At 58.2% G+C, this 24,328-nt stretch carries 19 protein-coding genes; 15 read left to right on the top strand and 4 right to left on the bottom strand.

What is annotated here, in order from left to right; genetic code table 11:
* The first annotated feature begins 80 nt into the window (after positions 1 to 80).
* A complete protein-coding gene (locus D8U69_RS26140; RefSeq protein ID WP_056852973.1) occupies positions 81 to 995 on the top strand; it encodes a DUF808 domain-containing protein in 915 nt (304 codons plus the stop codon).
* 113 nt (positions 996 to 1,108) lie between these two features.
* Here the strand turns inward: D8U69_RS26140 and D8U69_RS26135 are convergent, their stop codons facing one another.
* Both D8U69_RS26135 and D8U69_RS26130 read right to left on the bottom strand, forming a co-directional pair.
* Positions 1,109 to 1,897, bottom strand: a complete 789-nt coding sequence (locus D8U69_RS26135; RefSeq protein ID WP_056852972.1) for a VacJ family lipoprotein — start codon at positions 1,895 to 1,897, stop codon at positions 1,109 to 1,111.
* Positions 1,890 to 3,188, bottom strand: coding sequence for a serine/threonine protein kinase (locus D8U69_RS26130; RefSeq protein WP_056852971.1), 1,299 nt, complete (start codon positions 3,186 to 3,188; stop codon positions 1,890 to 1,892). Before D8U69_RS26130 ends, D8U69_RS26135 begins: the two co-directional genes overlap by 8 nt.
* A gap of 223 nt (positions 3,189 to 3,411) precedes the next feature.
* Here D8U69_RS26130 and D8U69_RS26125 point away from each other — a divergent pair, with 223 nt between their 5' ends.
* Positions 3,412 to 3,780 (top strand): hypothetical protein, encoded by a 369-nt coding sequence (locus D8U69_RS26125; protein ID WP_056852970.1) that lies wholly within the window; start codon positions 3,412 to 3,414, stop codon positions 3,778 to 3,780.
* Positions 3,781 to 3,901: 121 nt separating this feature from the next.
* On the opposite strand, the gene D8U69_RS26120 is transcribed toward D8U69_RS26125, so the two are convergent.
* Positions 3,902 to 5,497, bottom strand: coding sequence for a beta (1-6) glucans synthase (locus D8U69_RS26120; RefSeq protein ID WP_130908460.1), 1,596 nt, complete (start codon positions 5,495 to 5,497; stop codon positions 3,902 to 3,904).
* A gap of 301 nt (positions 5,498 to 5,798) precedes the next feature.
* Between D8U69_RS26120 and D8U69_RS26110 the strand changes: the two genes are divergently transcribed.
* The 3 genes from D8U69_RS26110 (at position 5,799) to D8U69_RS26100 (ending at position 8,886) form a co-directional block, all read left to right on the top strand.
* Positions 5,799 to 6,650, top strand: a complete 852-nt coding sequence (locus tag D8U69_RS26110; protein WP_130905247.1) for a glycine betaine ABC transporter substrate-binding protein — start codon at positions 5,799 to 5,801, stop codon at positions 6,648 to 6,650.
* Positions 6,651 to 6,919: 269 nt separating this feature from the next.
* On the top strand, positions 6,920 to 7,231 hold the full coding sequence (locus tag D8U69_RS26105; protein WP_056852967.1) for a DUF485 domain-containing protein: 312 nt from the start codon (positions 6,920 to 6,922) through the stop codon (positions 7,229 to 7,231).
* A complete protein-coding gene (locus D8U69_RS26100) occupies positions 7,228 to 8,886 on the top strand; it encodes a cation acetate symporter (protein WP_056852966.1) in 1,659 nt (552 codons plus the stop codon). Before D8U69_RS26105 ends, D8U69_RS26100 begins: the two co-directional genes overlap by 4 nt.
* A 426-nt stretch (positions 8,887 to 9,312) precedes the next feature.
* On the opposite strand, the gene gltA is transcribed toward D8U69_RS26100, so the two are convergent.
* Entirely contained in the window at positions 9,313 to 10,602 is a 1,290-nt protein-coding gene (gene gltA, locus D8U69_RS26095) for a citrate synthase (RefSeq protein WP_056852965.1), read from the bottom strand.
* A gap of 363 nt (positions 10,603 to 10,965) precedes the next feature.
* Between gltA and sdhC the strand changes: the two genes are divergently transcribed.
* The 10 genes from sdhC (at position 10,966) to brnQ (ending at position 24,108) form a co-directional block, all read left to right on the top strand.
* Positions 10,966 to 11,340, top strand: a complete 375-nt coding sequence (sdhC, locus tag D8U69_RS26090) for a succinate dehydrogenase, cytochrome b556 subunit (RefSeq protein WP_056852964.1) — start codon at positions 10,966 to 10,968, stop codon at positions 11,338 to 11,340.
* Positions 11,334 to 11,702, top strand: a complete 369-nt coding sequence (sdhD, locus tag D8U69_RS26085) for a succinate dehydrogenase, hydrophobic membrane anchor protein (protein ID WP_007977503.1) — start codon at positions 11,334 to 11,336, stop codon at positions 11,700 to 11,702. Before sdhC ends, sdhD begins: the two co-directional genes overlap by 7 nt.
* A gap of 3 nt (positions 11,703 to 11,705) precedes the next feature.
* Entirely contained in the window at positions 11,706 to 13,478 is a 1,773-nt protein-coding gene (sdhA, locus tag D8U69_RS26080) for a succinate dehydrogenase flavoprotein subunit (RefSeq protein ID WP_056852963.1), read from the top strand.
* Between the two features lie 11 nt (positions 13,479 to 13,489).
* Positions 13,490 to 14,194, top strand: coding sequence for a succinate dehydrogenase iron-sulfur subunit (locus tag D8U69_RS26075; RefSeq protein ID WP_056852962.1), 705 nt, complete (start codon positions 13,490 to 13,492; stop codon positions 14,192 to 14,194).
* A 261-nt stretch (positions 14,195 to 14,455) separates the two neighbouring features.
* Positions 14,456 to 17,287: a 2-oxoglutarate dehydrogenase E1 component gene (locus D8U69_RS26070; RefSeq protein ID WP_056852961.1), complete on the top strand. Its 2,832-nt coding sequence runs from the start codon at positions 14,456 to 14,458 to the stop codon at positions 17,285 to 17,287.
* 42 nt (positions 17,288 to 17,329) lie between these two features.
* On the top strand, positions 17,330 to 18,550 hold the full coding sequence (odhB, locus tag D8U69_RS26065) for a 2-oxoglutarate dehydrogenase complex dihydrolipoyllysine-residue succinyltransferase (RefSeq protein WP_056852960.1): 1,221 nt from the start codon (positions 17,330 to 17,332) through the stop codon (positions 18,548 to 18,550).
* Between the two features lie 98 nt (positions 18,551 to 18,648).
* Positions 18,649 to 20,085, top strand: a complete 1,437-nt coding sequence (lpdA, locus tag D8U69_RS26060; RefSeq protein ID WP_130905248.1) for a dihydrolipoyl dehydrogenase — start codon at positions 18,649 to 18,651, stop codon at positions 20,083 to 20,085.
* Between the two features lie 197 nt (positions 20,086 to 20,282).
* The gene (gene sucC / locus D8U69_RS26055) at positions 20,283 to 21,449 is read left to right on the top strand and encodes an ADP-forming succinate--CoA ligase subunit beta (RefSeq protein ID WP_007919879.1); all 1,167 of its coding nucleotides are present in this window, start codon (positions 20,283 to 20,285) and stop codon (positions 21,447 to 21,449) included.
* Positions 21,449 to 22,330, top strand: a complete 882-nt coding sequence (sucD, locus tag D8U69_RS26050) for a succinate--CoA ligase subunit alpha (RefSeq protein WP_007919877.1) — start codon at positions 21,449 to 21,451, stop codon at positions 22,328 to 22,330. Before sucC ends, sucD begins: the two co-directional genes overlap by 1 nt.
* A gap of 464 nt (positions 22,331 to 22,794) precedes the next feature.
* The gene (gene brnQ / locus D8U69_RS26040; RefSeq protein WP_056852958.1) at positions 22,795 to 24,108 is read left to right on the top strand and encodes a branched-chain amino acid transport system II carrier protein; all 1,314 of its coding nucleotides are present in this window, start codon (positions 22,795 to 22,797) and stop codon (positions 24,106 to 24,108) included.
* Positions 24,109 to 24,328: the final 220 nt, after the last annotated feature.

The raw sequence follows: 24,328 nt of genomic DNA, 5'->3' as shown, positions 1-24,328 counted from the left end.
TCGGCGGCGCTCAAGAATGCACCATGCGGCGCTCGGCCACGCTATGCTGCACCGCATTTACTGAAGAAGGAAACCGATTCATGGCAGGAAGCAGTTTGCTGTTGCTGATCGACGACATTGCTGCGGTGCTGGATGACGTGGCCCTGATGACCAAAATGGCCGCCAAGAAGACGGCCGGCGTGCTGGGTGATGATCTGGCGCTCAATGCCCAGCAGGTCAGCGGTGTGCGTGCCGAACGGGAAATTCCGGTGGTGTGGGCGGTAGCCAAGGGCTCGTTCATCAACAAGCTGATTCTGGTGCCGTCGGCAATTGCCATCAGCGCGTTCATCCCATGGCTGGTCACGCCATTGTTGATGGTCGGTGGCGCTTATCTGTGTTTCGAAGGCTTCGAGAAACTTGCGCACAAGTTCTTGCACAGCAAAGCCGAAGATCAGGCTGAACATGCTGAACTGGTCGAGGCGGTAGCGGACCCGGCGGTGGACCTGGTGGCGTTCGAGAAGGACAAGATCAAAGGCGCCATTCGTACCGATTTCATCCTTTCCGCAGAAATCATTGCCATTACCCTTGGCGTTGTCGCTGACTCGGCGCTGACCCAGCAAATCGTCGTGCTCTCGGGCATCGCCATTGTCATGACTGTCGGCGTATACGGGCTGGTGGCCGGCATCGTCAAGCTCGATGATCTAGGCCTGTGGCTGACACAGAAACCCGGCCAAGTGGCCAAAAACATCGGCGGCGGGATTCTACGCGCGGCGCCGTACATGATGAAAAGCCTGTCGGTGATCGGCACGGCGGCGATGTTCCTGGTGGGTGGCGGCATCCTGACCCACGGCGTGCCGGTGGTGCATCACTGGATCGAAAGTGTCAGCGCAGCGGCGGGCGGTGCCGGGTTTATCGTGCCAACGTTGCTCAATGCGGTCGCGGGAATTGTGGCTGGGGCGGTGGTGTTGCTTGGGGTGATGGCTATCAGCAAAATCTGGAAAGTTGCGAGAGGCTGAAAATAACGCAGCCTGCGATAGATCCTACAGGCTGCGATCTTGGCGATGTATGCCGCGCAAAATGAAAAAGGCCCTTCGACTGGAATCGAATGGCCTTTTTTGTTGCCGCCGAATTACTCGGCTATCTGCAGTTTGCGCGACTCGGTGTACACGTAACGCACCTTCTCGTACTCGAACGGCGAGTTCAGCTGGCCATAGCGGAAGCTGGTCTGATAGCGCTTGTCGACGCCACGCAGGACCCAGACTTCCGGATGGTTGGAGCTGACTTCGGCAACGTTGAGGAAGTTGATTGCGTTCTCGGCGCTGTAATCGACCAACAAGCCGCCAGTGTCACGCAGGTTCGACGGGCCAAGTATCGGCAGTACGAAGTAGGCGCCGCCCGGAACACCATAGAAGCCCAGCGTCTGGCCGAAGTCCTCGCTCTGGCGTGGCAGGCCCATGGCGGTGGCCGGGTCCCACAGGCCGGCGATACCAATGGTGGTGTTGAGCAGCAGCCGACCGGTGATCTCCATGGAGCGCTGGCCCTTGAACTGCAACAGGCTGTTCAACAGGTTTGGCACGTCGCCCAGGTTATTGAAGAAGTTGCTGACGCCGGTACGCAAAAAGCTCGGCGTGATGTAGCGATAGCCATCGACCACCGGCAGGAACACCCATTGGTCGAACCGGTAGTTGAAGTGGTAAACGCGACGGTTCCATTCTTCCAGCGGGTCATAGACGTTCAGTGCGCTGAGCGTCGAACGTTCGAACTCACGCTGATCCAGCCCCGGGTTGAATTTGAGTTTGCTCAACGGCTCCTTGAAACCGTCACTGTCGACAACGACTGGAGCATTGGCTTTGCTGTTGTCGGCATTGGCAACGCCTGCACAGAGTAACGCAGCGATAAGCAGGAGATATTTAGCCACGGAAGAACTCCAGCATGGCGTCGCTGTTGACGCGGTAGTTAAGGTTGCCGCAATGGCCGCCCAGCGGGTAAACGGTCAAGCGATCGCCGAACGTCTGGCGCAGGAACCCGAGGTCACCCGGGCCGAGGATCACGTCGTCAGCGTTGTGCATGACGGCAATTTTCGGGCTGTCGCGCAGGTAATCCTTCAGTGCGTACAAGCTCACCTGGTCGATCAGTTGCAGCAGGCTGCCACCGTCGGTGCGCGCACGCCACATCGGGATCACCTGTTCAGTGATGTAGCAGTCGAAATCACACTGCAATGCACGCTTGAGGTACGGGGTGAGACTGGTGCCTTCTGTAATCGGTGTTTTCGGGGGAGTGATCAGGCCGCGGCGGTTGATCAGGTCCGAGGTAAAGGCGATATCGGCCGCCGAGAAGCGGAACGAGGTACCGATCAGCATGGCCATCTGTTCGTTGGTGAGGTGCTGCTTGGACTGCTGGAAGTCGTAGAGCAGGGCATCGTTGAGGTCGATGTAGCCCTTTTGTTGGAAGTAGCGGGTCAACTTGTTCAGTACCAGCTCATAGAAGGTAGTGGTGTTGTTGATGCCCTTGACCTCGGTCTGTACCAGTTTGTCGAGATTGGTGATCGAGGTGTAGAGGTTGACCGGCGGGTTGAGCAGCAGCACCTTCTTGAAATTGAAGCTGCGGCGGGTTTCGTCCAGATGCGCGACGAAGGCTGCATCCAATGCGCCGAGGCTGTAACCGGTCAGGTAGAAATCGGTTACCGGTACGTTAGGGTTCTGCGCCCGCACGGATTGCATCACCCGGTACATGTCTTCGGCATCTTCCTTGGTGATGCCCGGGGTCGCGAAGCGGGACGCGGCGCTCATGAAGTCGAAACTGGTGGGCGACGACAATTGCACCACGTGGTAACCGGCTTTGTAGTAGAGCTTTTTCAGGTATTCGTTGAGGCTGCTGTCGTAGCGCGCGCCCGTGCCGGCGATCAGGAAAATCAGCGGTGCCGCTTTATCCTGGGTGGCGATGCGATAGGTGAGTTTCTTCACTGCCCAAAAATTGTCCGGCAGTTCGAACGCACGCTCAGGGCGCAAGGTGATGCTGCGATCCGACTGATTGATGTCGTCGTCAAGCGGCAGTTCGGGACGCAAATCCGGTGGCGTCGTGGCAATGGTTGCCTCGAACGGGTTAGTCAGGGGATAGCCATAACTGGCGGCGTCGATGTCGACCGCCAGTGCGGACGCACTCAAGATAAGGCCGCCAAACAGGGCGGCGAAGCGCAAGGAACGGAGCATGACTAGATCCCTTAGAGGAAGGTGCCGAATGAAGTTCGCAGGCTATGACCACTGGATTTGCGCCAAAGTGCCACGCATCGGCACCAAACAGGCTTAATTCGGAGTAATAGTAGCTCGACGATACACTTTGCAGCGATTGAAAGGCCAGTTAACTGTTGTTAGCGCTTGCGAAAGACCGTCGGGAGATTAAGCTGACCGCCGTTTTCGTTGATTGGAGTGTTTCATGTCCCGCCGTCTGCCCGTGATCCTGCTGCTCATTGTGCTGCCTCTATGGCTGGCCGCCAGTTATGGCGCGCGTTATGGCTTTATGGAAGATGCACAGTGGGTCGGCCTCTGCGTGGATGAGGCGAGCCGCTGGGAATGTCAGGTTCGCTCGAACCTGGGCCTGATGATTCACTTCAAGATTCTGGGCTATGGCGCACTGGCCGCTGCCATCATCGGCTTTGTCGTGCCGGGGCGGGCAGGGTGGTGGCTGGCGGTATTGGCGCTGGCATTGGGTTTTCCGGCTCTGGCCTTGTACAACACGACGCTGGCGGTGTTTGCGGTGGTGATTGCGGGGTTGCGGTTGGTCAGAGAAACCCGTAGCGCTTGACTGTCAGCCATCGCGGGCAAGCCCGCTCCCACAGGTTCATCGGCGAACACGCAATTGTGAACGACAACGATCCTTGTGGGAGCGGGCTTGCCCGCGATGAGGGCCGTAAATTTGATTAGGGTTAAACCTTGCGAACGCGCAAGCAGCGCCACAACGCCGCCACCATCAACCCACTCACCAACGCCCAGCCCCAAGCCTGCTGATTCTGCAGACCTTCCCGGAACAACTGCGGCGCAATGCCCGCTCCGATGATGAAGGTCAGCAACGCGATTTCCCGGCGCGGCACGCTCACCGGACGGCACAGATACACCAGTGCCGGCACGATGAACGCGACGCTCGGGAAGCTGCGGTAGCGCGGGTCAAATACCAGCTCCAGCATGCTCACCGCCGCTGCAAAGCCGATCACCGCAACCAGCCAGCCTGAGCGACGCTCAAGTGCGTTGAACGCCTGTGCTCGCCATCCTGTACGAGGACTCAGCGTCAGGGCGGCGTGCACCAGCACCAACAGGTTCAGCGCAGTCAGCAATGCCACCCACAACCACTCGCTGGTGAAACGGGTAGTCACGCGGGCGAGGTCGCCCCACACGCCGATGGAGCACGCAGCCAATGCCGCAAACAACGGCAGGACCAGCGCTGCGCGGGTGCTGCGGACGCGGCCGCCCAGCACAAGCGTCCCGACAAAGATCAGGCCGCCCACAACCAGCCACTGCGACCAGTACGGTACGTTCGACACCGGACCGGCCAGCACGCCTTTGTCCTGCCGATCGGCATCGAACAGCCCCCAGTAGCCACCCACGGCGCCTTCACTGGCGCGTTTCCATGGCTGGTCGAAGGCTTCGATCAGGTTGTAGTGCCAGCCGTGCTGCTCGGCCTTGGTGACAAAACCGCGAATGAATTTCGCTTCATTGACCCGGCTCGGCAGGGCGGTTTCGCGCTGACGGCCTTCGCTGGGCCAGCCGGTTTCGCCAATCATCACGTCCTTGGGTGCGAACTTGTTGCCGAACACCTGACGCACTTCGGCGACGTGTTGCAGTGCGGCATCGATGTTCGAAGGATCGTCTTCCCAGTACGGCAACAAGTGGATGGTCAGGAAATCCACGACCGGCGCGATTTCCGGATGCTTGAGCCAAAACTCCCAGACGTCGGCATAGGTGACGGGTTGCTTGACCTGGCTTTTGACCTTGGTGATCAGCCGGGCCAGTTGTGCCCCGGTGACTTCTTTGCGCAGCAGGGTTTCGTTGCCGACGATCACAGCGGTCACCACGTCGGCGTTGGCGTTGGCCGACGCAATCAGCAGGTCGACTTCTTTTTCGGTATCCACCGGGTTGCTGTTGACCCAGGCGCCGATCATCAGCTTCAAGCCGTGTTTACGTGCGAGGTCGGGAACGGCTTCGAGCCCGGTCATGGAGTAGGTGCGGATGCATTCGAAGCTTTTGGACAGCAGCGCGAGGTCGGCGTCCATGCGCTCCGGGCGCAGGTTGAACGGTACGTCGAACGGCGATTGGTCTTTGTCGAACGGGGTGTAGGAGGCGCATTGCAGTTTGTGCGTGGCGCTGGCGACATCCGGCAGGGTCACCGGTTTACCAATGCCGTACCAGAAACCACAAAGGGCAAAAAGCCCCAGCAGGCAGGCGAACAGATAAGCAAAAAAAGGAAAGCGAGATGTCGCGGGCATGATCAGGCCGTCTGGGAGCAAAGCGGCGCATGTTACCTGCATTTGTACTGTGCTTGGTGGCTCGCATGATTTTGACATGCAAAGTTCGGGCGGATTGTCCGGGGCGTTTGTCGCCCTCAGGATTAATGGCGTTCTGATGTCGTTTCTCGATGCCTTGAGGTCGCTGGCAGAGCAGGTCGCTTATAGCGTCAGGTTGATTATCGGAGGCGTCAGTACCCTCGTTGATAAACGCGCTGATGATTGAACGGGTTTGCGGTGAAGCGTGATGGGGGCGCTGTGCACCAGAACAATACGTTGACGCGACTCGGCACCCGTCGAGCGCAGCACTTTCGGGGAAGTAACGATGAAGATGCGACGACTTTTAGGTGCAGGTGCCGCACTGGTACTTGCGATGGGTTCCACATTCGCCAATGCCGAGAGCAAGACCCTGAGCATCGGTTACGTTGACGGCTGGTCCGACAGCGTCGCGACGACTCACGTAGCTGCTGAAGTCATCAAGCAGAAACTCGGATATGACGTGAAGCTGCAAGCCGTCGCGACCGGGATCATGTGGCAGGGTGTGGCCACCGGCAAACTCGACGCCATGCTCTCGGCCTGGCTGCCGGTGACCCACGGCGATTACTGGGCCAAGAACAAGGATCAGGTGGTCGACTACGGTCCGAACTTCAAGGACGCAAAAATCGGCTTGATCGTGCCGGAATACGTCAAGGCCAAGTCGCTGGAAGACCTGAAGACCGACGACAGCTTCAAAAAACGCATCGTCGGCATCGATGCCGGTTCAGGCGTGATGCTTAAAACCGAGCAGGCCATCAAGGACTACGACCTGACCGGTTACCAGCTCAAGGCCAGTTCCGGCGCTGGCATGATTGCCGAACTGACCCGTGCCGAAAAGAAGAACGAATCCATTGCCGTGACCGGTTGGGTACCGCACTGGATGTTCGCCAAGTGGAAATTGCGTTTCCTCGAAGACCCGAAAGGCGTGTATGGCGCGGCTGAAACCGTGAACAGCATCGGCAGCAAGGAGCTGGCAACAAAAGCACCGGAAGTGGCCAAGTTCCTGAAGAACTTCCAGTGGGCTTCGAAAGACGAGATCGGCGAAGTCATGCTGGCGATCCAGGAAGGCGCCAAGCCGGACGCGGCAGCGAAGGACTGGGTAGCCAAACACCCGGAGCGTGTTGCTGACTGGATCAAATGATGTGAGCTGAAGTTTCTATTGAGCTCCTCTCAAAGCCGCTTGGCGTAACTGCCAAGCGGCTTTTGCTTTTCTGTAGGAGCCAGGCTTGCCGGCGAAGGCACCTGCAAAATCGCCATCGCCGGCAAGCCTGGCTCTTGCGGGGGGGGCGCCGCACCGAAGTTTGGCAATTCTGTCATGTGGTACTAAGACTAAGGTCGTCTGGAACCTGCCCCGCAGCCGCATAGAGTGGATACCGTTCCAACTTAATCTGTGCTGCGAGGATAAAAACAATGAACGACAGCATTTACCTCTCGATTCAAAACAGCCCGCGATTCAAGGAGCTGGTTAGCAAGAGGGAACGATTCGCCTGGATTCTATCGGCGATCATGCTAGGGCTTTACTCCGGATTCATCCTGTTGATTGCTTACGGGCCGCATGTGCTGGGGGCAAAAATCAGCCCTGAGTCATCGATTACCTGGGGCATACCGATCGGTGTTGGTCTGATCATTTCGGCCTTCATCCTGACGGGTATTTACGTACGACGCGCCAACGGCGAGTTCGACGACCTGAACAATGCGATTCTCAAGGAGGCTCAGCAATGATCCGGCGTCTAATGGCTCTTTTGAGCATCGCAGCGTTCGCACCTGGCGCCTGGGCGGCTGACGCCCTGACCGGCGCCGTTCAGAAACAACCGCTCAACGTGTCGGCGATCGTGATGTTCGTCGCCTTCGTCGGTGCCACCCTGTGCATCACCTACTGGGCATCCAAGAAAAACAACTCGGCCTCCGACTACTATGCGGCGGGTGGCAAGATCACCGGTTTTCAGAACGGTCTGGCGATTGCTGGCGACTACATGTCGGCGGCATCCTTCCTGGGTATTTCCGCGCTGGTGTTCACTTCCGGCTACGATGGCCTGATCTACTCGATCGGCTTCCTGGTGGGCTGGCCAATCATTCTGTTCCTGATCGCCGAGCGCCTGCGTAACCTGGGTAAATACACCTTTGCCGACGTGGCGTCCTATCGCCTGGGCCAAACCCAGATCCGCTCGCTGTCCGCTTGCGGATCGTTGGTGGTGGTAGCGTTTTACCTGATCGCGCAAATGGTCGGTGCCGGCAAGCTGATTCAGCTGTTGTTCGGTCTGGACTATCACGTCGCGGTGATTCTGGTCGGTGTGCTGATGTGCATGTACGTGCTGTTCGGCGGCATGCTGGCGACCACCTGGGTGCAGATCATCAAGGCTGTGCTGTTGCTGTCCGGTGCCTCGTTCATGGCGCTGATGGTGATGAAGCACGTAGGCTTTGACTTCAACACATTGTTCTCCGAAGCGATCAAGGTTCACGCCAAGGGCGAAGCGATCATGAGCCCGGGCGGTCTGGTCAAGGACCCGATTTCGGCCTTCTCGCTGGGTCTGGCGCTGATGTTCGGTACCGCTGGCCTGCCACACATTCTGATGCGCTTCTTCACCGTGAGTGACGCAAAAGAAGCTCGCAAGAGCGTGCTGTACGCGACTGGCTTCATTGGCTACTTCTATATCCTGACTTTCATCATCGGCTTCGGCGCGATCCTGCTGGTCAGCACCAACCCGGCCTTCAAAGATGCGGCTGGCGCACTGTTGGGCGGTAACAACATGGCGGCGGTGCACCTGGCCAACGCGGTGGGCGGCAGTATCTTCCTGGGCTTCATCTCGGCGGTAGCGTTCGCGACCATTCTGGCAGTAGTTGCCGGTCTGACCCTGGCCGGTGCTTCGGCGGTGTCCCACGACCTGTATGCCAGCGTGATCAAGAAAGGCAAGGCCAACGAGAAGGATGAAATCCGCGTCTCGAAAATCACCACCATCGCTCTGGCAGTGCTGGCGATTGCTCTGGGTATCCTGTTCGAAAGCCAGAACATCGCGTTCATGGTTGGTCTGGCGTTCTCCATCGCGGCGAGCTGCAACTTCCCGGTCCTGCTGCTTTCCATGTACTGGAAAAAGCTGACCACTCGCGGTGCGATGATCGGTGGCTGGCTGGGTCTGGTCAGTGCTGTTGGCCTGATGGTGCTTGGCCCGACCATCTGGGTGCAGATCCTGCATCACGAGAAGGCGATCTTCCCGTATGAGTACCCAGCGCTGTTCTCGATGATCATTGCCTTCGTCGGCATCTGGTTCTTCTCGATCACCGACAAGTCAGCGGCGGCTGACAACGAGCGGGCGCTGTTCTTCCCGCAATTCGTTCGCTCGCAGACTGGTCTGGGGGCGAGCGGGGCGGTTTCACACTAAGGCTTGATGCTTTTATATAAGTAACGCAGTAATGAAGGATGCCCCGGTCGAGAGACCGGGGCATTTTTTATTGGGCGGTTATCGAACCGAATCTGCGGGATTTGCACGATTTACTGTAGGAGCGAGCCTGCTCGCGAAAAACGTCCAGGCAACACGGAGGCATTCAGGCAACCCGCGTTAGCGTTTACGTCAATCGCGAGCAGGCTCGCTCCTGCAGGGGCATGGTGGTTGGTTGTCAGGACGCCATCGCTGGCAAGCCAGCTCCCACAGGGATTGCGGTTTAGCGGGAGAAATGTGTACGTCTGCAATCGGGGCGGGCACCAGTTCGCCTCGATGTTTGAACGATGAGGCTCACTAACAAAAACGGCCTCTATATAAATAGAGGCCGTTTCCGGTACAACTCAACTCGCTACAGCAAGACAGATCTTACTTGCGGTCTTCCAGCTTGGTGATGTCACGCGACTCGTAGCCGGTGTACAACTGGCGTGGACGGCCGATCTTGTACGGGCTGGAGAGCATTTCCTTCCAGTGGGAGATCCAGCCAACGGTCCGCGCCAGGGCGAAGATCACGGTGAACATGCTGGTTGGAATGCCGATCGCCTTGAGGATGATCCCCGAGTAGAAGTCGACGTTCGGGTACAGCGAGCGTTCGATGAAGTACGGGTCGGTCAGGGCGATCTCTTCCAGGCGCATGGCCAGTTCGAGTTGCGGATCGTTCTGGATGCCCAGTTCTTTCAACACTTCGTCGCAGGTCTTTTTCATCACGGTGGCGCGTGGGTCACGGTTTTTGTAAACGCGGTGACCGAAGCCCATCAGTTTGAACGGATCGTTTTTGTCCTTGGCCTTGGCGATGTATTTGTCGATGTTCGAGACGTCGCCAATCTCATCGAGCATGGTCAGAACGGCTTCGTTGGCACCGCCGTGGGCAGGGCCCCACAGTGCAGCGATACCGGCGGCGATACAGGCGAACGGGTTGGCACCCGAAGAACCTGCCAGGCGCACGGTGGACGTCGAGGCGTTCTGCTCGTGGTCGGCGTGGAGGATGAAGATCCGGTCCATGGCCTTGGCGAGTACCGGGCTGATCGGTTTGATCTCGCACGGGGTGTTGAACATCATGTGCAGGAAGTTTTCCGCGTACGTCAGGTCGTTGCGCGGGTACATCATGGGTTGGCCCATGGAGTACTTGTAAACCATCGCTGCCAGGGTCGGCATCTTGGCAACCAGGCGGATCGCGGAGATTTCGCGATGCTGCGGGTTATTGATGTCCAGGGAGTCGTGGTAGAACGCCGAGAGGGCGCCGACTACGCCGCACATGACGGCCATCGGGTGGGCGTCGCGACGGAAGCCGTTGAAGAAGGTCTTCAGCTGCTCGTGAACCATGGTGTGGTTCTTCACGGTGCTGACGAACTGGGCCTTCTGTTCTGCAGTCGGCAGTTCGCCGTTGAGCAGCAGATAGCAGGTTTCCAGGTAGTCCGACTTTTCAGCCAGCTGTTCGATCGGGTAGCCGCGGTGCAGCAGGATGCCGTTGTCGCCGTCGATATAGGTAATCTTCGACTCGCAAGAGGCGGTCGACATGAAACCTGGGTCAAAGGTGAAGCGGCCCGTGGCCGTCAGGCCCCGAACATCGATAACATCGGGACCAACGGTGCCGGTTAAAATGGGCAGCTCGACGGGGGCTGCGCCCTCGATGATCAACTGCGCTTTTTTGTCAGCCATGTGGCCTCCTATTTATGCTTGAAATCATCAGACAGACCCCCCACGCAGGGCCCGCACCACTATAGTGAGATAAATTCGAATGTCAATTTGCCTAAAGTCTTGCTCCAGAAGGCTTTAACCGTACTTTTTTCTCGAAATTGCCTGCCATTTACGCCTTTTATGCCCGTTGCGCAATCCGCTGTTTGGGTTAGGTCTTTGCGTTGTCATTAGTAGCCTAACTGTCTATACTCGGCCACCGACCGCCAAGGGCTTTTGGGCCTGCTTTATTGGGGGTCGCATCCCTGGGTGGTGGTTACCTGACCAGTGCACTCCCCAACAACTTTGCCCTGATTGTTAGGGGCTCTTCAGTGTGAAAAAAAAGCCGTGAAAAGCCAACGACCTGTAAACCTAGACCTAAGGACCATCAAACTCCCCATCACCGGCGTTACGTCGTTTCTTCACCGTGTTTCCGGCATCATCCTCTTCCTGGGCCTTGGCTTCATGCTTTATGCATTGGGCAAGTCCTTGGGTTCCGAGGAAGGTTTTGCCGACGTGAAGGCATGCTTGACCAGCCCGCTGGCCAAGTTCGTAGCATGGGGCCTCCTGTCCGCTCTTCTGTATCACCTGGTAGCCGGTGTGCGCCACTTGATCATGGATATGGGCATCGGTGAGACGCTGGAAGGCGGCCGCCTGGGCTCGAAAATTATCATCGCCGTTTCCGTGGTGTTGATCGTTCTGGCAGGAGTTTGGATATGGTAACCAGCGTTACGAACCTTTCGCGTTCCGGCCTTTATGACTGGATGGCGCAACGTGTGTCTGCGGTCGTTCTCGCGGCTTATTTCATTTTCCTGATCGGATACCTCGCTGCGAACCCGGGCATTGGCTACGACCAATGGCACGGCCTGTTCGCCCACAACGGGATGCGTATCTTCAGTCTGCTGGCCCTCGTGGCCCTGGGCGCTCACGCCTGGGTCGGCATGTGGACCATCGCGACCGACTACCTGACGCCGATGGCGCTGGGCAAGTCCGCGACTGCAGTACGTTTCCTTTTCCAGGCAGTATGCGGCGTTGCGATGTTCGCTTACTTCGTCTGGGGTGTGCAGATTCTCTGGGGTATCTGATTCATGGCTAACATTCCAACGATTTCTTTCGACGCCATCATTATTGGTGGTGGCGGTGCCGGCATGCGCGCAGCGCTGCAACTGGCACAAGGTGGTCACAAGACTGCCGTGATCACCAAGGTGTTCCCGACCCGTTCGCACACTGTATCCGCCCAGGGCGGCATCACCTGCGCCATCGCGTCGGCCGACCCGAACGATGACTGGCGCTGGCACATGTACGATACCGTCAAGGGTTCCGACTACATCGGTGACCAGGACGCTATCGAATACATGTGTCAGGAAGGCCCGGCTGCCGTTTTCGAGCTGGACCACATGGGTCTGCCGTTCTCGCGTACCGAGCAAGGCCGTATCTACCAGCGTCCATTCGGCGGTCAGTCGAAGGATTACGGTAAAGGCGGGCAGGCTGCCCGTACCTGCGCCGCTTCCGACCGTACCGGTCACGCGCTGCTGCACACCCTTTATCAGGGCAACCTGAAAGCCGGTACCACGTTCCTGAACGAGTACTACGCTGTTGACCTGGTGAAGAACGCTCAAGGCGAGTTCGTCGGTGTTATCGCCATCTGCATCGAAACCGGCGAAACCACCTACATCCGTGCCAAGGCCACCGTGCTGGCCACCGGCGGTGCAGGTCGTATCTACGCTTCGACCACCAATGCCCTGATCAACACCGGTGACGGCGTTGGCATGGCGCTGCGTGCCGGCGTACCGGTACAAGACATTGAAATGTGGCAGTTCCACCCGACCGGCATCGCCGGCGCCGGTGTACTGGTTACAGAAGGTTGCCGTGGTGAAGGTGGTTACCTGATCAACAAGCACGGCGAGCGTTTCATGGAGCGTTATGCTCCGAACGCCAAAGACCTTGCCGGTCGTGACGTAGTTGCCCGTTCGATGGTTAAAGAAATCATCGCCGGCAATGGTTGCGGTCCGAATGGCGACCACGTAATGCTCAAACTCGACCACCTGGGCGAGGAAGTGCTGCACAGCCGTCTGCCAGGCATCTGCGAACTGTCGAAGACTTTCGCACACGTTGACCCGGTGGTTGCTCCGGTTCCGGTTGTTCCAACCTGCCACTATATGATGGGCGGCGTTGCCACCAACATTCATGGCCAGGCGATCACTCAGGACGCTGACGGCGCCGACGCCATCATCCCTGGCTTGTTCGCCGTGGGCGAAGTGGCTTGCGTATCGGTTCACGGTGCCAACCGTCTGGGCGGCAACTCGCTGCTCGACCTGGTGGTATTCGGTCGCGCTGCCGGCCTGCACCTGGAAAAGGCGCTGACCGACGGTATCGAATACGACGACGCCACCGACGCCAACATCGAAGCTGCCCTGGCGCGCCTGTCCGCTCTGAACGAGCGTACCGAGGGCGAAGACGTGGCGACCCTGCGTCGCGAGCTGCAAAACTGCATGCAGAACTACTTCGGTGTATTCCGTACCGGCGAATACATGCAGAAGGGTATTGCCCAGCTGGCCGATCTGCGCAAGCGCATCGCCAACGTCAAGATCAACGATAAGTCGCAAGCGTTCAACACCGCGCGTATCGAAGCTCTGGAACTGCAAAACCTGCTGGAAGTGGCTGAAGCTACCGCCATCGCTGCCGAAGTTCGTAAAGAGTCCCGCGGCGCTCACGCCCGTGAAGACTTCGAAGATCGTGACGACGAAAACTGGCTGTGCCACACCCTGTACTTCCCGGGTGACAAGCGCGTGACCAAGCGTGCTGTGAACTTCTCGCCGAAGACTGTTCCGACTTTTGAACCTAAGATTCGGACTTATTAAGGGTGGCCGCCATGTTGCAAGTCAGCGTTTATCGTTACAACCCTGATCAGGACGCCGCGCCGTTCATGCAGGAATTCCAGGTCGATACCGGTGGTAAAGACCTGATGGTGCTGGACGTGCTGGCCCTGATCAAAGAGCAGGACGAAGGTTTCTCCTATCGTCGCTCTTGCCGTGAAGGCGTATGTGGTTCCGACGGCATGAACATCAACGGCAAGAACGGCCTGGCCTGCGTCACGCCACTGTCTGCTGTTGTAAAAGGTAACAAGTTGATCGTTCGTCCTCTGCCAGGTTTGCCGGTTATCCGTGACCTGGTCGTCGATATGAGCATCTTCTACAAGCAATACGAGAAGGTTAAGCCATTCCTGCAGAACGACACGCCGGCTCCGGCCATCGAGCGTCTGCAGTCCCCGGAAGAGCGTGAAAAGCTCGACGGTCTGTACGAGTGCATTCTGTGCGCTTGCTGCTCGACCTCTTGCCCATCCTTCTGGTGGAACCCGGACAAGTTCCTGGGCCCGGCTGCCCTGCTGCAAGCGTACCGCTTCCTGGCAGACAGCCGCGATACCAAGACTACCGAGCGACTGGCTTCGCTGGATGACCCGTTCAGCGTATTCCGCTGCCGCGGGATCATGAACTGCGTCAACGTATGTCCGAAAGGCCTGAACCCGACTAAGGCCATCGGTCACATCCGTAACATGTTGCTGCAAAGCGGCGTGTGATTCAGCTGCTGCAAATGTAGTACCGCTGTACCCGTAGATGCTGCGGCGCAGGCTTCAACCGGCGCCGTAGTTTTAACCTGAGCAGCAGCTTATAAGGCTGCGGCTCTTATTTTGAAGAAATGAGACAAGCAGGGGCATCCGGGCTGGTACCCGGACTATCAGTGTGATCCTAGTGGCTTGTTTTGGTCGCTGCATTCGGACTTCTGCAAGTTTGCTCGGTGTCGACACCGGTGGTGTTCCCCTAACCGAGGGTGACCAAGCATGCAAGAAAGCGTGATGCAGCGCATGTGGAACAGCGCCTACCTATCCGGTAGTAACGCTGCCTATGTGGAAGAGCTCTACGAGCTCTACCTGCACGACCCTAACGCTGTGCCAGAAGAGTGGCGCACCTACTTCCAGAAGTTGCCAGCTGACGGCAACTCTGCCACCGATGTTTCGCACTCCACAATTCGCGATCATTTCGTCTTGCTGGCAAAGAACCAGCGCCGCGCCCAACCGGTTTCCGCCGGCAGCGTGAGCAGTGAGCACGAGAAGAAGCAAGTTGAAGTGCTGCGATTGATCCAGGCCTACCGTATGCGTGGCCACCAGGCAGCCCAGCTTGACCCGCTGGGGCTGTGGCAGCGTCCTGCACCTGCAGACCTGTCGATCAATCATTACGGCTTGACCAATGCCGATCTTGATACGACCTTCCGTGCCGGCGACCTGTTCATCGGCAAAGAGGAAGCGAGCCTACGCGAAATTCACGAAGCGTTGCAGCAGACATATTGCCGCACCATCGGCGCTGAATTCACGCACATCACCGATTCCGAGCAGCGCCAGTGGTTCCAGCAGCGTCTGGAAAGCGTGCGCGGCCGTCCGACGTACTCCGCCGACATCAAGAGCCATTTGCTTGAGCGCGTGACCGCCGGTGAAGGCCTGGAGAAATACCTGGGCACCAAATACCCGGGTACCAAGCGTTTCGGTCTGGAAGGCGGCGAGAGCCTGATTCCGATGCTCGACGAGTTGATCCAGCGTTCCGGCTCGTACGGCACCAAGGAAATCGTCATTGGCATGGCCCACCGTGGCCGTCTGAACGTGCTGGTCAACACCTTCGGCAAGAACCCGCGCGAGTTGTTCGACGAGTTCGAAGGCAAGAAGAAGGTCGAGCTCGGTTCCGGTGACGTTAAATACCACCAGGGCTTCTCGTCCAACGTGATGACCACCGGCGGTGAAGTGCACCTGGCCATGGCCTTCAACCCGTCCCACCTGGAAATCGTATCGCCAGTGGTCGAAGGTTCGGTTCGTGCCCGTCAGGATCGTCGTAACGACCCTACCGGTGAAAAAGTCCTGCCGATCTCCATCCACGGTGACGCTGCTTTTGCAGGTCAGGGCGTGGTGATGGAAACCTTCCAGATGTCGCAGACCCGCGGTTTCAAGACCGGCGGCACCGTGCACATCGTGATCAACAACCAGGTCGGTTTCACCATCAGCAACCCGCTGGACTCGCGTTCCACCGAGTACGCCACCGACGTCGCGAAAATGATCCAGGCGCCGATCCTCCATGTGAATGGTGATGATCCGGAAGCCGTACTGTTCGTGACCCAGCTGGCCATCGACTACCGCATGCAGTTCAAGCGTGACGTGGTGATCGATCTGGTCTGCTACCGTCGTCGCGGCCACAACGAGGCCGACGAGCCAAGCGGTACCCAGCCTCTGATGTATCAGCAGATCACCAAGCAGCGCACCACCCGTGAGCTGTATGCCGATCGTCTGACCCAGGCCGGTGTACTTGACGCAGAGCGTGTTCAGGCGAAAGTCGACGAATACCGCAACGCGCTGGACAACGGTCTGCACGTAGTGAAAAGCCTGGTCAAAGAGCCGAACAAAGAGTTGTTCGTGGACTGGCGTCCGTATCTGGGCCACGCCTGGACCGCGCGTCACGACACTCGTTTCGATCTGAAGACCCTTCAGGAACTGTCCGCCAAGCTGCTGGAAATTCCGGAAGGCTTCGTGGTTCAGCGCCAGGTCGCGAAGATCTACGAAGACCGTCAGAAGATGCAAGCCGGCGGCCTGCCGATCAACTGGGGTTACGCCGAAACCATGGCGTACGCGACCCTGGCGTTCGAAGGTCACCCGATCCGCATGACCGGCCAGGACATCGGCCGCGGTACGTTCTCGCACCGTCATGCCGTGCTGCACAACCAAAAAGACGCGGGCACCTACATCCCGCTGCAGAACCTGTACGACGGTCAGCCACGCTTCGACCTGTACGACTCGTTCCTGTCCGAAGAAGCGGTGCTGGCGTTCGAATACGGTTATTCGACCACCACGCCGAACGCGCTGGTTATCTGGGAAGCCCAGTTCGGCGACTTCGCCAACGGCGCCCAGGTCGTGATCGACCAGTTCATCACCAGTGGCGAGCACAAGTGGGGCCGTCTGTGCGGCCTGACCATGCTGCTGCCACACGGTTATGAAGGTCAGGGGCCGGAGCACTCCTCGGCTCGTCTGGAGCGTTACCTGCAGTTGTGCGCCGAGCACAACATTCAGGTGTGCATGCCGACGACGCCGGCTCAGATCTACCACTTGCTGCGCCGTCAGGTGATCCGCCCGCTGCGCAAACCGCTGGTAGTCCTGACTCCGAAGTCGCTGTTGCGCCACAAACTGGCCATCTCGACCCTGGAAGATCTGGCCGAAGGTTCGTTCCAGACCGTTATCCCGGAAATCGATGCCCTGGACCCGAAAAAGGTCGAGCGCGTTGTTCTGTGTAGCGGCAAGGTCTACTACGACCTGCTGGAAAAACGCCGTGCCGAAGGCCGTGACGATATCGCCATCGTGCGTATCGAGCAGCTGTACCCATTCCCTGAGGACGACTTGAAAGAAGTCCTGGCTCCTTACACCAACGCCAAGCATGCCGTTTGGTGTCAGGAAGAGCCGATGAACCAGGGTGCGTGGTACTGCAGCCAACACCACATGCGTCGCAGCATCAGCAACCTCAACAAGTCTCTCGTACTTGAGTACGCGGGCCGTGAGGCTTCTGCTGCACCGGCATGCGGTTACGCATCGATGCACGCCGAGCAGCAGGAACAATTGCTGCAAGCGGCCTTTACTGTTTAACGCCTTCGCGCACCTGAAACCGAATTTAAGGACCCACAGATAATGGCTATCGAAATCAAAGCCCCCACTTTCCCGGAATCGGTTGCCGATGGCACCGTTGCCACCTGGCACAAACAACCGGGCGACGCTGTAAAGCGTGACGACCTGATCGTCGACATCGAAACCGACAAGGTTGTGCTGGAAGTGTTGGCGACTGCTGACGGCGTACTGGGCGCTATCGTCAAGAACGAAGGCGACACCGTTCTGTCCGACGAAGTCCTGGGCTCCATCGAGGCGGGCGGCGCTGCTGCTGCCCCGGCTGCCGCTGCTGCTCCGGCCGCCGCACAAGCCGCTGCTCCAGCTGCCGAAGGCGAAGACGATCCAGTCGCTGCTCCTGCTGCTCGCAAGCTGGCTGAAGAAAACGGCATCAACATCGCTTCCGTTGCCGGTACTGGCAAAGGCGGTCGTGTGACCAAGGAAGACGTGGTTGCAGCTGTTGCTGCCAAGAAAGCCGCTCCGGCTGCCGCGCCTGCCAAGGCTGCTGCTCCTTCGGCTGCCGCTCCTGTGTTCGCCGCTGGCGACCGCATCGAGAAGCGCGTGCCGATGACCCGCGTTCGTGCCACCGTGGCCAAGCGTCTGGTTGAAGCTCAGTCGAACATGGCGATGCTGACCACTTTCAACGAAGTCGACATGACCGAAGTCATGGCGTTGCGTTCGAAGTACAAGGATCTCTTTGAGAAGAGCCATAACGGCGTGCGTTTGGGCTTCATGTCGTTCTTCGTGAAAGCGGCCACCGAAGCGCTGAAACGCTTCCCGGCTGTCAACGCTTCGATCGATGGCGGCGACATCGTTTACCACGGCTACGCTGACGTCGGCGTTGCAGTTTCCAGCGATCGCGGCCTGGTTGTACCGGTTCTGCGCAACGCCGAACTGATGAGCCTGGCTGAAATCGAAGGCGGCATCGCCACCTTCGGCAAGAAAGCCCGTGACGGCAAACTGTCGATGGACGAAATGACCGGTGGTACTTTCACCATCACCAACGGTGGTACTTTCGGTTCGATGATGTCGACTCCGATCGTCAACCCGCCACAAGCCGCTATCCTGGGCATGCACAACATCATCCAGCGCCCAATGGCCATCAACGGCCAGGTCGTTATCCGTCCGATGATGTACCTGGCTCTGTCCTACGATCACCGTCTGATCGATGGCAAAGAAGCTGTGACCTTCCTGGTGACCATCAAGAACCTGCTGGAAGATCCGGCTCGTCTGTTGCTGGATATCTGATAGAAGCAGCCATGAGCTGCAAGCTCGAGCTGTCGGAAAACCCGCAGCTTGGCTTGCAGCTTGCGGCTTGAAGCTTTTCGCTAAAGAGGATTTTTTGAATGTCGCAGAAATTTGACGTAGTAGTGATCGGCGCTGGCCCTGGCGGCTATGTGGCTGCCATCAAGGCCGCCCAACTCGGCCTCAGCACTGCCTGCATCGAGAAGTACACCGACAAGGAAGGCAAACTCGCGCTGGGCGGTACCTGCCTGAACGTCGGCTGCATTCCATCCAAGGCCCTGCTGGATAGCTCGTGGAAGTACAAGGAAGCCAAAGAAGGCTTCGCGATCCACGGTATCAATCACGCTGGCGTGACCATGGACGTGCCAGCAATGGTCGGCCGCAAGGCCACCATCGTCAAAGGCCTGACCTCTGGCGTTGCGACCCTGTTCAAAGCCAACGGTGTGACTTCCATTGAAGGTCACGGCAAGCTGCTGGCCGGCAAGAAAGTCGAAGTCACCAAGCCTGATGGCTCGGTAGAAATCATCGAAGCCGAGAACGTGATCCTGGCTCCAGGTTCGCGCCCGATCGACATTCCGCCAGCTCCGGTTGACCAGAATGTGATCGTCGACTCCACCGGCGCCCTGGAATTCCAATCCGTACCTAAGCGTCTGGGTGTGATCGGTGCCGGCGTTATCGGTCTGGAACTGGGTTCGGTCTGGTCGCGTCTGGGTGCAGAAGTGACTGTCCTGGAAGCCCTGGACACTTTCCTGATGGCAGCCGACACCGCTGTTTCCAAGGAAGCGCTGAAAACCCTGACCAAACAGGGCCTGGACATCAAGCTGGGCGCTCGCGTGACCGGTTCGAAAGTCAACGGCGACGAAGTCGTTGTGAACTACACCGATGCCAACGGCGAACAGAACATCACTTTCGACAAGCTGATCGTAGCCGTTGGTCGCCGTCCGGTGACCACTGATCTGCTGGCTGCCGACTGCGGCGTGACCCTGGACGAGCGCGGTTTCGTGCACGTTGATGATCATTGCGCTACCACTGTACCGGGCGTTTACGCCATCGGTGACGTGGTTCGCGGCATGATGCTGGCGCACAAGGCGTCCGAAGAAGGCATCATGGTTGTCGAGCGCATCAAGGGCCACAAAGCCCAGATGAACTATGATTTGATCCCTTCGGTTATTTATACTCACCCGGAAATCGCGTGGGTCGGTAAAACCGAGCAGGCCTTGAAAGCTGAAGGCGTTGAAGTTAACGTCGGCACCTTCCCGTTCGCAGCCTCCGGCCGTGCCATGGCTGCCAACGATACCGGTGGTTTCGTCAAGGTCATCGCCGATGCCAAGACAGACCGCGTACTGGGCGTCCACGTGATTGGCCCTAGCGCTGCCGAACTGGTTCAGCAGGGCGCGATCGGTATGGAGTTCGGCACCAGCGCTGAAGACCTGGGCATGATGGTTTTCTCCCATCCGACCCTGTCTGAAGCCTTGCACGAAGCTGCTCTGGCAGTGAATGGCGGCGCCATCCACATCGCCAACCGCAAGAAGCGTTAAGAGATAATAAGAAACCACGGCGGTTTGGCCCGTCGTGAGCCTTGCATGCAAGACTCACCGCGGAATATCCGCTGGACGCAGTCTTGCATAGCTGCACCGGGTATCCGGAAGGCTATGCAAGCAGCAGTCACAGGTGGTGCGGCACTTGAATGAGTGCAGCACCGAATGCGCAGTACCTAACGAAGACGGTAATAAGCATGAATCTTCACGAGTATCAGGGTAAGCAGCTGTTCGCTGAGTACGGCCTGCCAGTTTCCACCGGTTACGCGGTAGACACCCCGGAAGCAGCAGCAGAAGCTTGCGACAAAATCGGCGGCAGCGAGTGGGTTGTCAAAGCCCAGGTCCACGCCGGTGGTCGCGGTAAAGCGGGCGGCGTAAAGCTGGTTCGCAGCAAAGAAGACGCCAAAGCCTTCGCACAGCAGTGGCTGGGCAAGCGTCTGGTGACTTACCAGACTGACGCCAATGGTCAGCCAGTCACCAAGATCCTGGTTGAATCGTGCACTGATATCGCTAAAGAGCTGTACCTGGGCGCTGTCGTTGACCGTTCGAGCCGTCGTATCGTGTTCATGGCTTCCACCGAAGGTGGCGTGGACATCGAGAAAATCGCTCACGACACTCCAGAAAAAATTCTGAAAGCCACTATCGATCCACTGGTTGGCGCTCAGCCATTCCAGGGTCGCGAGCTGGCATTCCAGCTGGGTCTGGAAGGTAAGCAAGTTGCTCAGTTCGCCAAGATCTTCGTAGGTCTGGCCAAGCTGTTCAAGGATCACGACCTGGCCCTGCTGGAAGTGAACCCGCTGGTGATCAAGGCTGACGGCGATCTGCACTGCCTGGACGCCAAGATCAACATCGACGCCAACGCCATGTACCGTCAGCCTAAGCTGAAGACTTTCCACGATCCGTCGCAAGACGATCCGCGCGAAGCGCACGCTGCCAAGTTCGAACTGAACTACGTAGCGCTGGAAGGCAACATCGGTTGCATGGTCAACGGTGCTGGCCTGGCCATGGGTACCATGGACATCGTCAACCTGCATGGCGGCAAGCCAGCCAACTTCCTCGACGTGGGCGGCGGTGCTACCAAAGAACGCGTTACCGAAGCGTTCAAGATCATCCTGTCCGACACTAACGTCGCTGCAGTACTGGTCAACATCTTCGGCGGCATCGTTCGTTGCGACATGATTGCCGAAGGCATCATCGGTGCAGTGAAAGAAGTCGGCGTGAAAATCCCGGTTGTTGTTCGCCTTGAAGGCAACAACGCTGAGCTGGGCGCTAAAGTACTGGCAGAAAGCGGTTTGAACATCATCGCTGCTACCAGCCTGACCGACGCTGCTCAACAAGTTGTCAAAGCTGCGGAGGGCAAATAATGAGCGTCCTGATCAATAAAGACACCAAAGTTATCTGCCAGGGTATTACCGGTTCGCAAGGTAGTTTCCACACCCAGCAAGCCATCGAGTACGGCACCAAGATGGTTGGTGGTGTAACTCCAGGCAAAGGCGGCACCGAGCACCTGGGTCTGCCAGTGTTCAACACCGTGAAAGACGCTGTAGCTGCCACTGGCGCCACCGCCAGCGTGATCTACGTTCCGGCTCCTTTCTGCAAAGACTCGATCCTGGAAGCTGCCTTCGGCGGCATCAAGCTGATCGTGTGCATCACCGAAGGCATTCCTACCCTGGACATGCTGGACGCTAAAGTTAAGTGCGACGAGCTGGGCGTAGTCCTGATCGGCCCTAACTGCCCAGGCGTGATCACCCCAGGCGAATGCAAGATCGGCATCATGCCAGGTCACATTCACTTGCCAGGCAAGGTCGGTATCGTTTCGCGTTCCGGCACCCTGACCTACGAAGCTGTGAAGCAGACTACTGACGCCGGTTTCGGTCAGTCGACTTGCGTCGGCATCGGTGGTGACCCGATCCCGGGTTCGAACTTCATCGACATCCTGAAGCTGTTCCAGGAAGACCCGAAGACCGAAGCGATCGTGATGATCGGTGAGATCGGCGGTTCGGCTGAAGAAGAAGCGGCTGCCTACATCAAGGCACACGTGACCAAGCCGGTTGTTTCCTACATCGCTGGTGTGACTGCTCCTCCGGGCAAGCGCATGGGCCATGCTGGCGCAATCATCTCTGGCGGCAAAGGCACTGCAGACGAGAAATTCGCTGCGCTGCAAGACGCAGGCGTTAAAACCGTGCGTTCGCTGGCAGACATCGGCAAGGCCCTGGCCGAGCTGACTGGTTGGGCTGTCAAGTAAGCCTCGCGCTTAGCTGACGCTTTACCAAACAAAGGCCACCTTCGGGTGGCCTTTGTCGTTTCCGGGATTAAAGATATTCGCAGGCCTTTTGTGGCGAGGGAGCTTGCTCCCGCTGGGCCGCGAAGCGGCCCCTAAACCTGCAAATATCATTGTTCCAGACCCACCTTATTGCCTGCCTCTTGCGTCTGCTTTGCAGCCGAGCGGGAGCAATCTCCCTCGCCACAGAGATCGGTTGTGAAATTTAGATATGTAAACGCGACATTGAAGTGTCGCGTATCGGAATGTTCGCCCTCTATCAGTGCGTTTTTCAGCCAAATTCGTTAGGCTACGCGCCATTTTTGCGTCCGCGGCCCACAAGGCAGCAACGCGCTAAAAGGGTCGGTCTTATACGGACTGACAGCATTTCCCTCACCCATAGGGAAATCCATCTCTAAATTCCGATTCAGTAGTGTGGTATTTCCTTAATGAAAGTGTTGAAAGGCCAGGACATCCTGGCACTTGGTTTTATGACGTTTGCCCTGTTCGTCGGGGCTGGCAACATCATCTTCCCGCCTATCGTCGGCTTGCAGTCCGGACCTCATGTCTGGATGGCGGCGCTGGGCTTTCTGGTCACGGCGGTCGGCCTGCCGGTGATCACGGTTGTGGCGCTGGCCAAGGTGGGCGGCGCGATGGACGCGCTGAGCAGCCCGATCGGTAAAGTCGCCGGTGGTCTGCTGGCAGCGGCTTGCTACCTCGCGGTCGGTCCGTTGTTCGCGACGCCGCGTACGGCCACCGTATCTTTCGAAGTGGGCCTGGCGCCATTGACCGGTGAGAGTCCGTTGGCGCTGTTCCTCTATAGCTCGGTGTACTTCCTGCTGGTGTTCTTCATCTCGCTGTATCCGGGACGTTTGCTCGACACTGTTGGGCGCTTCCTTGCGCCGCTGAAAATCATCGCCCTGGCCGTGCTGGGCATTGCCGCGTTCGCCTTGCCAGCCGGTGACATCGGTCACGCAACCCCTGAATACGTTGCAGCACCGTTCTCCCAAGGCTTCATCAATGGTTACCTGACCATGGATACCTTGGGTGCCCTGGTATTCGGTATCGTCATCGTCAACGCGATCCGCTCCCGCGGTGTCGAATCGCCAGCGCTGATCACTCGTTACGCGATCATCGCCGGGCTGATTGCCGGTGTAGGTCTGGCACTGGTTTACGTCAGCCTGTTCCGCCTCGGTTCGGGTAGCCACGAAGTAGCCGCCGGCGCGACCAATGGCGCGGCGGTATTGCACGCCTACGTGCAGCACACGTTCGGTTCGTTGGGCAGTGGCTTCCTTGCAGTGTTGATCTCCCTGGCGTGCCTGGTGACGGCGGTCGGTCTGACCTGTGCCTGCGCCGAGTACTTCAGTCGTGTGGTGCCGCTGTCCTACAAGACGCTGGTGATCATTCTTGCCGCCTTCTCGCTGCTGGTGTCCAACCTGGGCCTGACCAAGCTGATTGCGTTCTCGATCCCGGTACTCACCGCGATCTACCCGCCGTGCATCGTTCTGGTGGCGTTGAGCTTCTGCAAGGATTTCTGGCATGAGCAGGGTCGCATCCTCGGCCCGGTCATGCTGGTGTCGTTCATCTTCGGCATGATTGACGCCCTCAAGGGTGCTGGTCTGGCGGACTGGATGCCGAGTCAAATGGCGCATCTGCCACTGAGCGAGCAGGGACTGGCCTGGCTGGTGCCGTCGGTGATGACCCTGGTGGTCGCCGTGGTTTGCGACCGTCTGTTGGGCAAGCGCGAAGAAGCGCTGGCGTAAGCATTGCCGACCCGTCACAAGCGGGCTGACAGGCAGAAACAGAAATGCCCCGTATCAATCGATACGGGGCATTTTTTATGGGTTTGAGGCAGTGTCTTTTTCCCTGAGCTAACGTCGAAGCACTACCTGTGCAGGAGCGAGGCTTGCCTGCGAATGCGGTATGTCAGTCGATGTATCGGTTGATTGTTCTATCGCTTTCGCGGGCAAGCCTCGCTCTTAC

Origin of the sequence: Pseudomonas sp. Sample_16 (genome assembly GCF_004307665.1) — a bacterium.
Lineage (GTDB): Bacteria > Pseudomonadota > Gammaproteobacteria > Pseudomonadales > Pseudomonadaceae > Aquipseudomonas.
This window is presented reverse-complemented; position numbering and strand designations above follow the sequence as displayed.

Excerpts from the sequence above, each read along its gene's own strand:
- D8U69_RS26140 (WP_056852973.1), top strand. The coding sequence starts at position 81 with ATGGCAGGAAGCAGTTTGCTGTTGCTGATCGACGACATTGCTGCGGTG.
- D8U69_RS26130 (WP_056852971.1), bottom strand. The coding sequence starts at position 3,188 with ATGCTCCGTTCCTTGCGCTTCGCCGCCCTGTTTGGCGGCCTTATCTTG.
- D8U69_RS26125 (WP_056852970.1), top strand. The coding sequence starts at position 3,412 with ATGTCCCGCCGTCTGCCCGTGATCCTGCTGCTCATTGTGCTGCCTCTA.
- D8U69_RS26120 (WP_130908460.1), bottom strand. The coding sequence starts at position 5,497 with ATGCAGGTAACATGCGCCGCTTTGCTCCCAGACGGCCTGATCATGCCC.
- D8U69_RS26110 (WP_130905247.1), top strand. The coding sequence starts at position 5,799 with ATGAAGATGCGACGACTTTTAGGTGCAGGTGCCGCACTGGTACTTGCG.
- D8U69_RS26105 (WP_056852967.1), top strand. The coding sequence starts at position 6,920 with ATGAACGACAGCATTTACCTCTCGATTCAAAACAGCCCGCGATTCAAG.
- D8U69_RS26100 (WP_056852966.1), top strand. The coding sequence starts at position 7,228 with ATGATCCGGCGTCTAATGGCTCTTTTGAGCATCGCAGCGTTCGCACCT.
- gltA (WP_056852965.1), bottom strand. The coding sequence starts at position 10,602 with ATGGCTGACAAAAAAGCGCAGTTGATCATCGAGGGCGCAGCCCCCGTC.
- sdhD (WP_007977503.1), top strand. The coding sequence starts at position 11,334 with ATGGTAACCAGCGTTACGAACCTTTCGCGTTCCGGCCTTTATGACTGG.
- sdhA (WP_056852963.1), top strand. The coding sequence starts at position 11,706 with ATGGCTAACATTCCAACGATTTCTTTCGACGCCATCATTATTGGTGGT.
- D8U69_RS26075 (WP_056852962.1), top strand. The coding sequence starts at position 13,490 with ATGTTGCAAGTCAGCGTTTATCGTTACAACCCTGATCAGGACGCCGCG.
- D8U69_RS26070 (WP_056852961.1), top strand. The coding sequence starts at position 14,456 with ATGCAAGAAAGCGTGATGCAGCGCATGTGGAACAGCGCCTACCTATCC.
- odhB (WP_056852960.1), top strand. The coding sequence starts at position 17,330 with ATGGCTATCGAAATCAAAGCCCCCACTTTCCCGGAATCGGTTGCCGAT.
- lpdA (WP_130905248.1), top strand. The coding sequence starts at position 18,649 with ATGTCGCAGAAATTTGACGTAGTAGTGATCGGCGCTGGCCCTGGCGGC.
- sucC (WP_007919879.1), top strand. The coding sequence starts at position 20,283 with ATGAATCTTCACGAGTATCAGGGTAAGCAGCTGTTCGCTGAGTACGGC.
- sucD (WP_007919877.1), top strand. The coding sequence starts at position 21,449 with ATGAGCGTCCTGATCAATAAAGACACCAAAGTTATCTGCCAGGGTATT.
- brnQ (WP_056852958.1), top strand. The coding sequence starts at position 22,795 with ATGAAAGTGTTGAAAGGCCAGGACATCCTGGCACTTGGTTTTATGACG.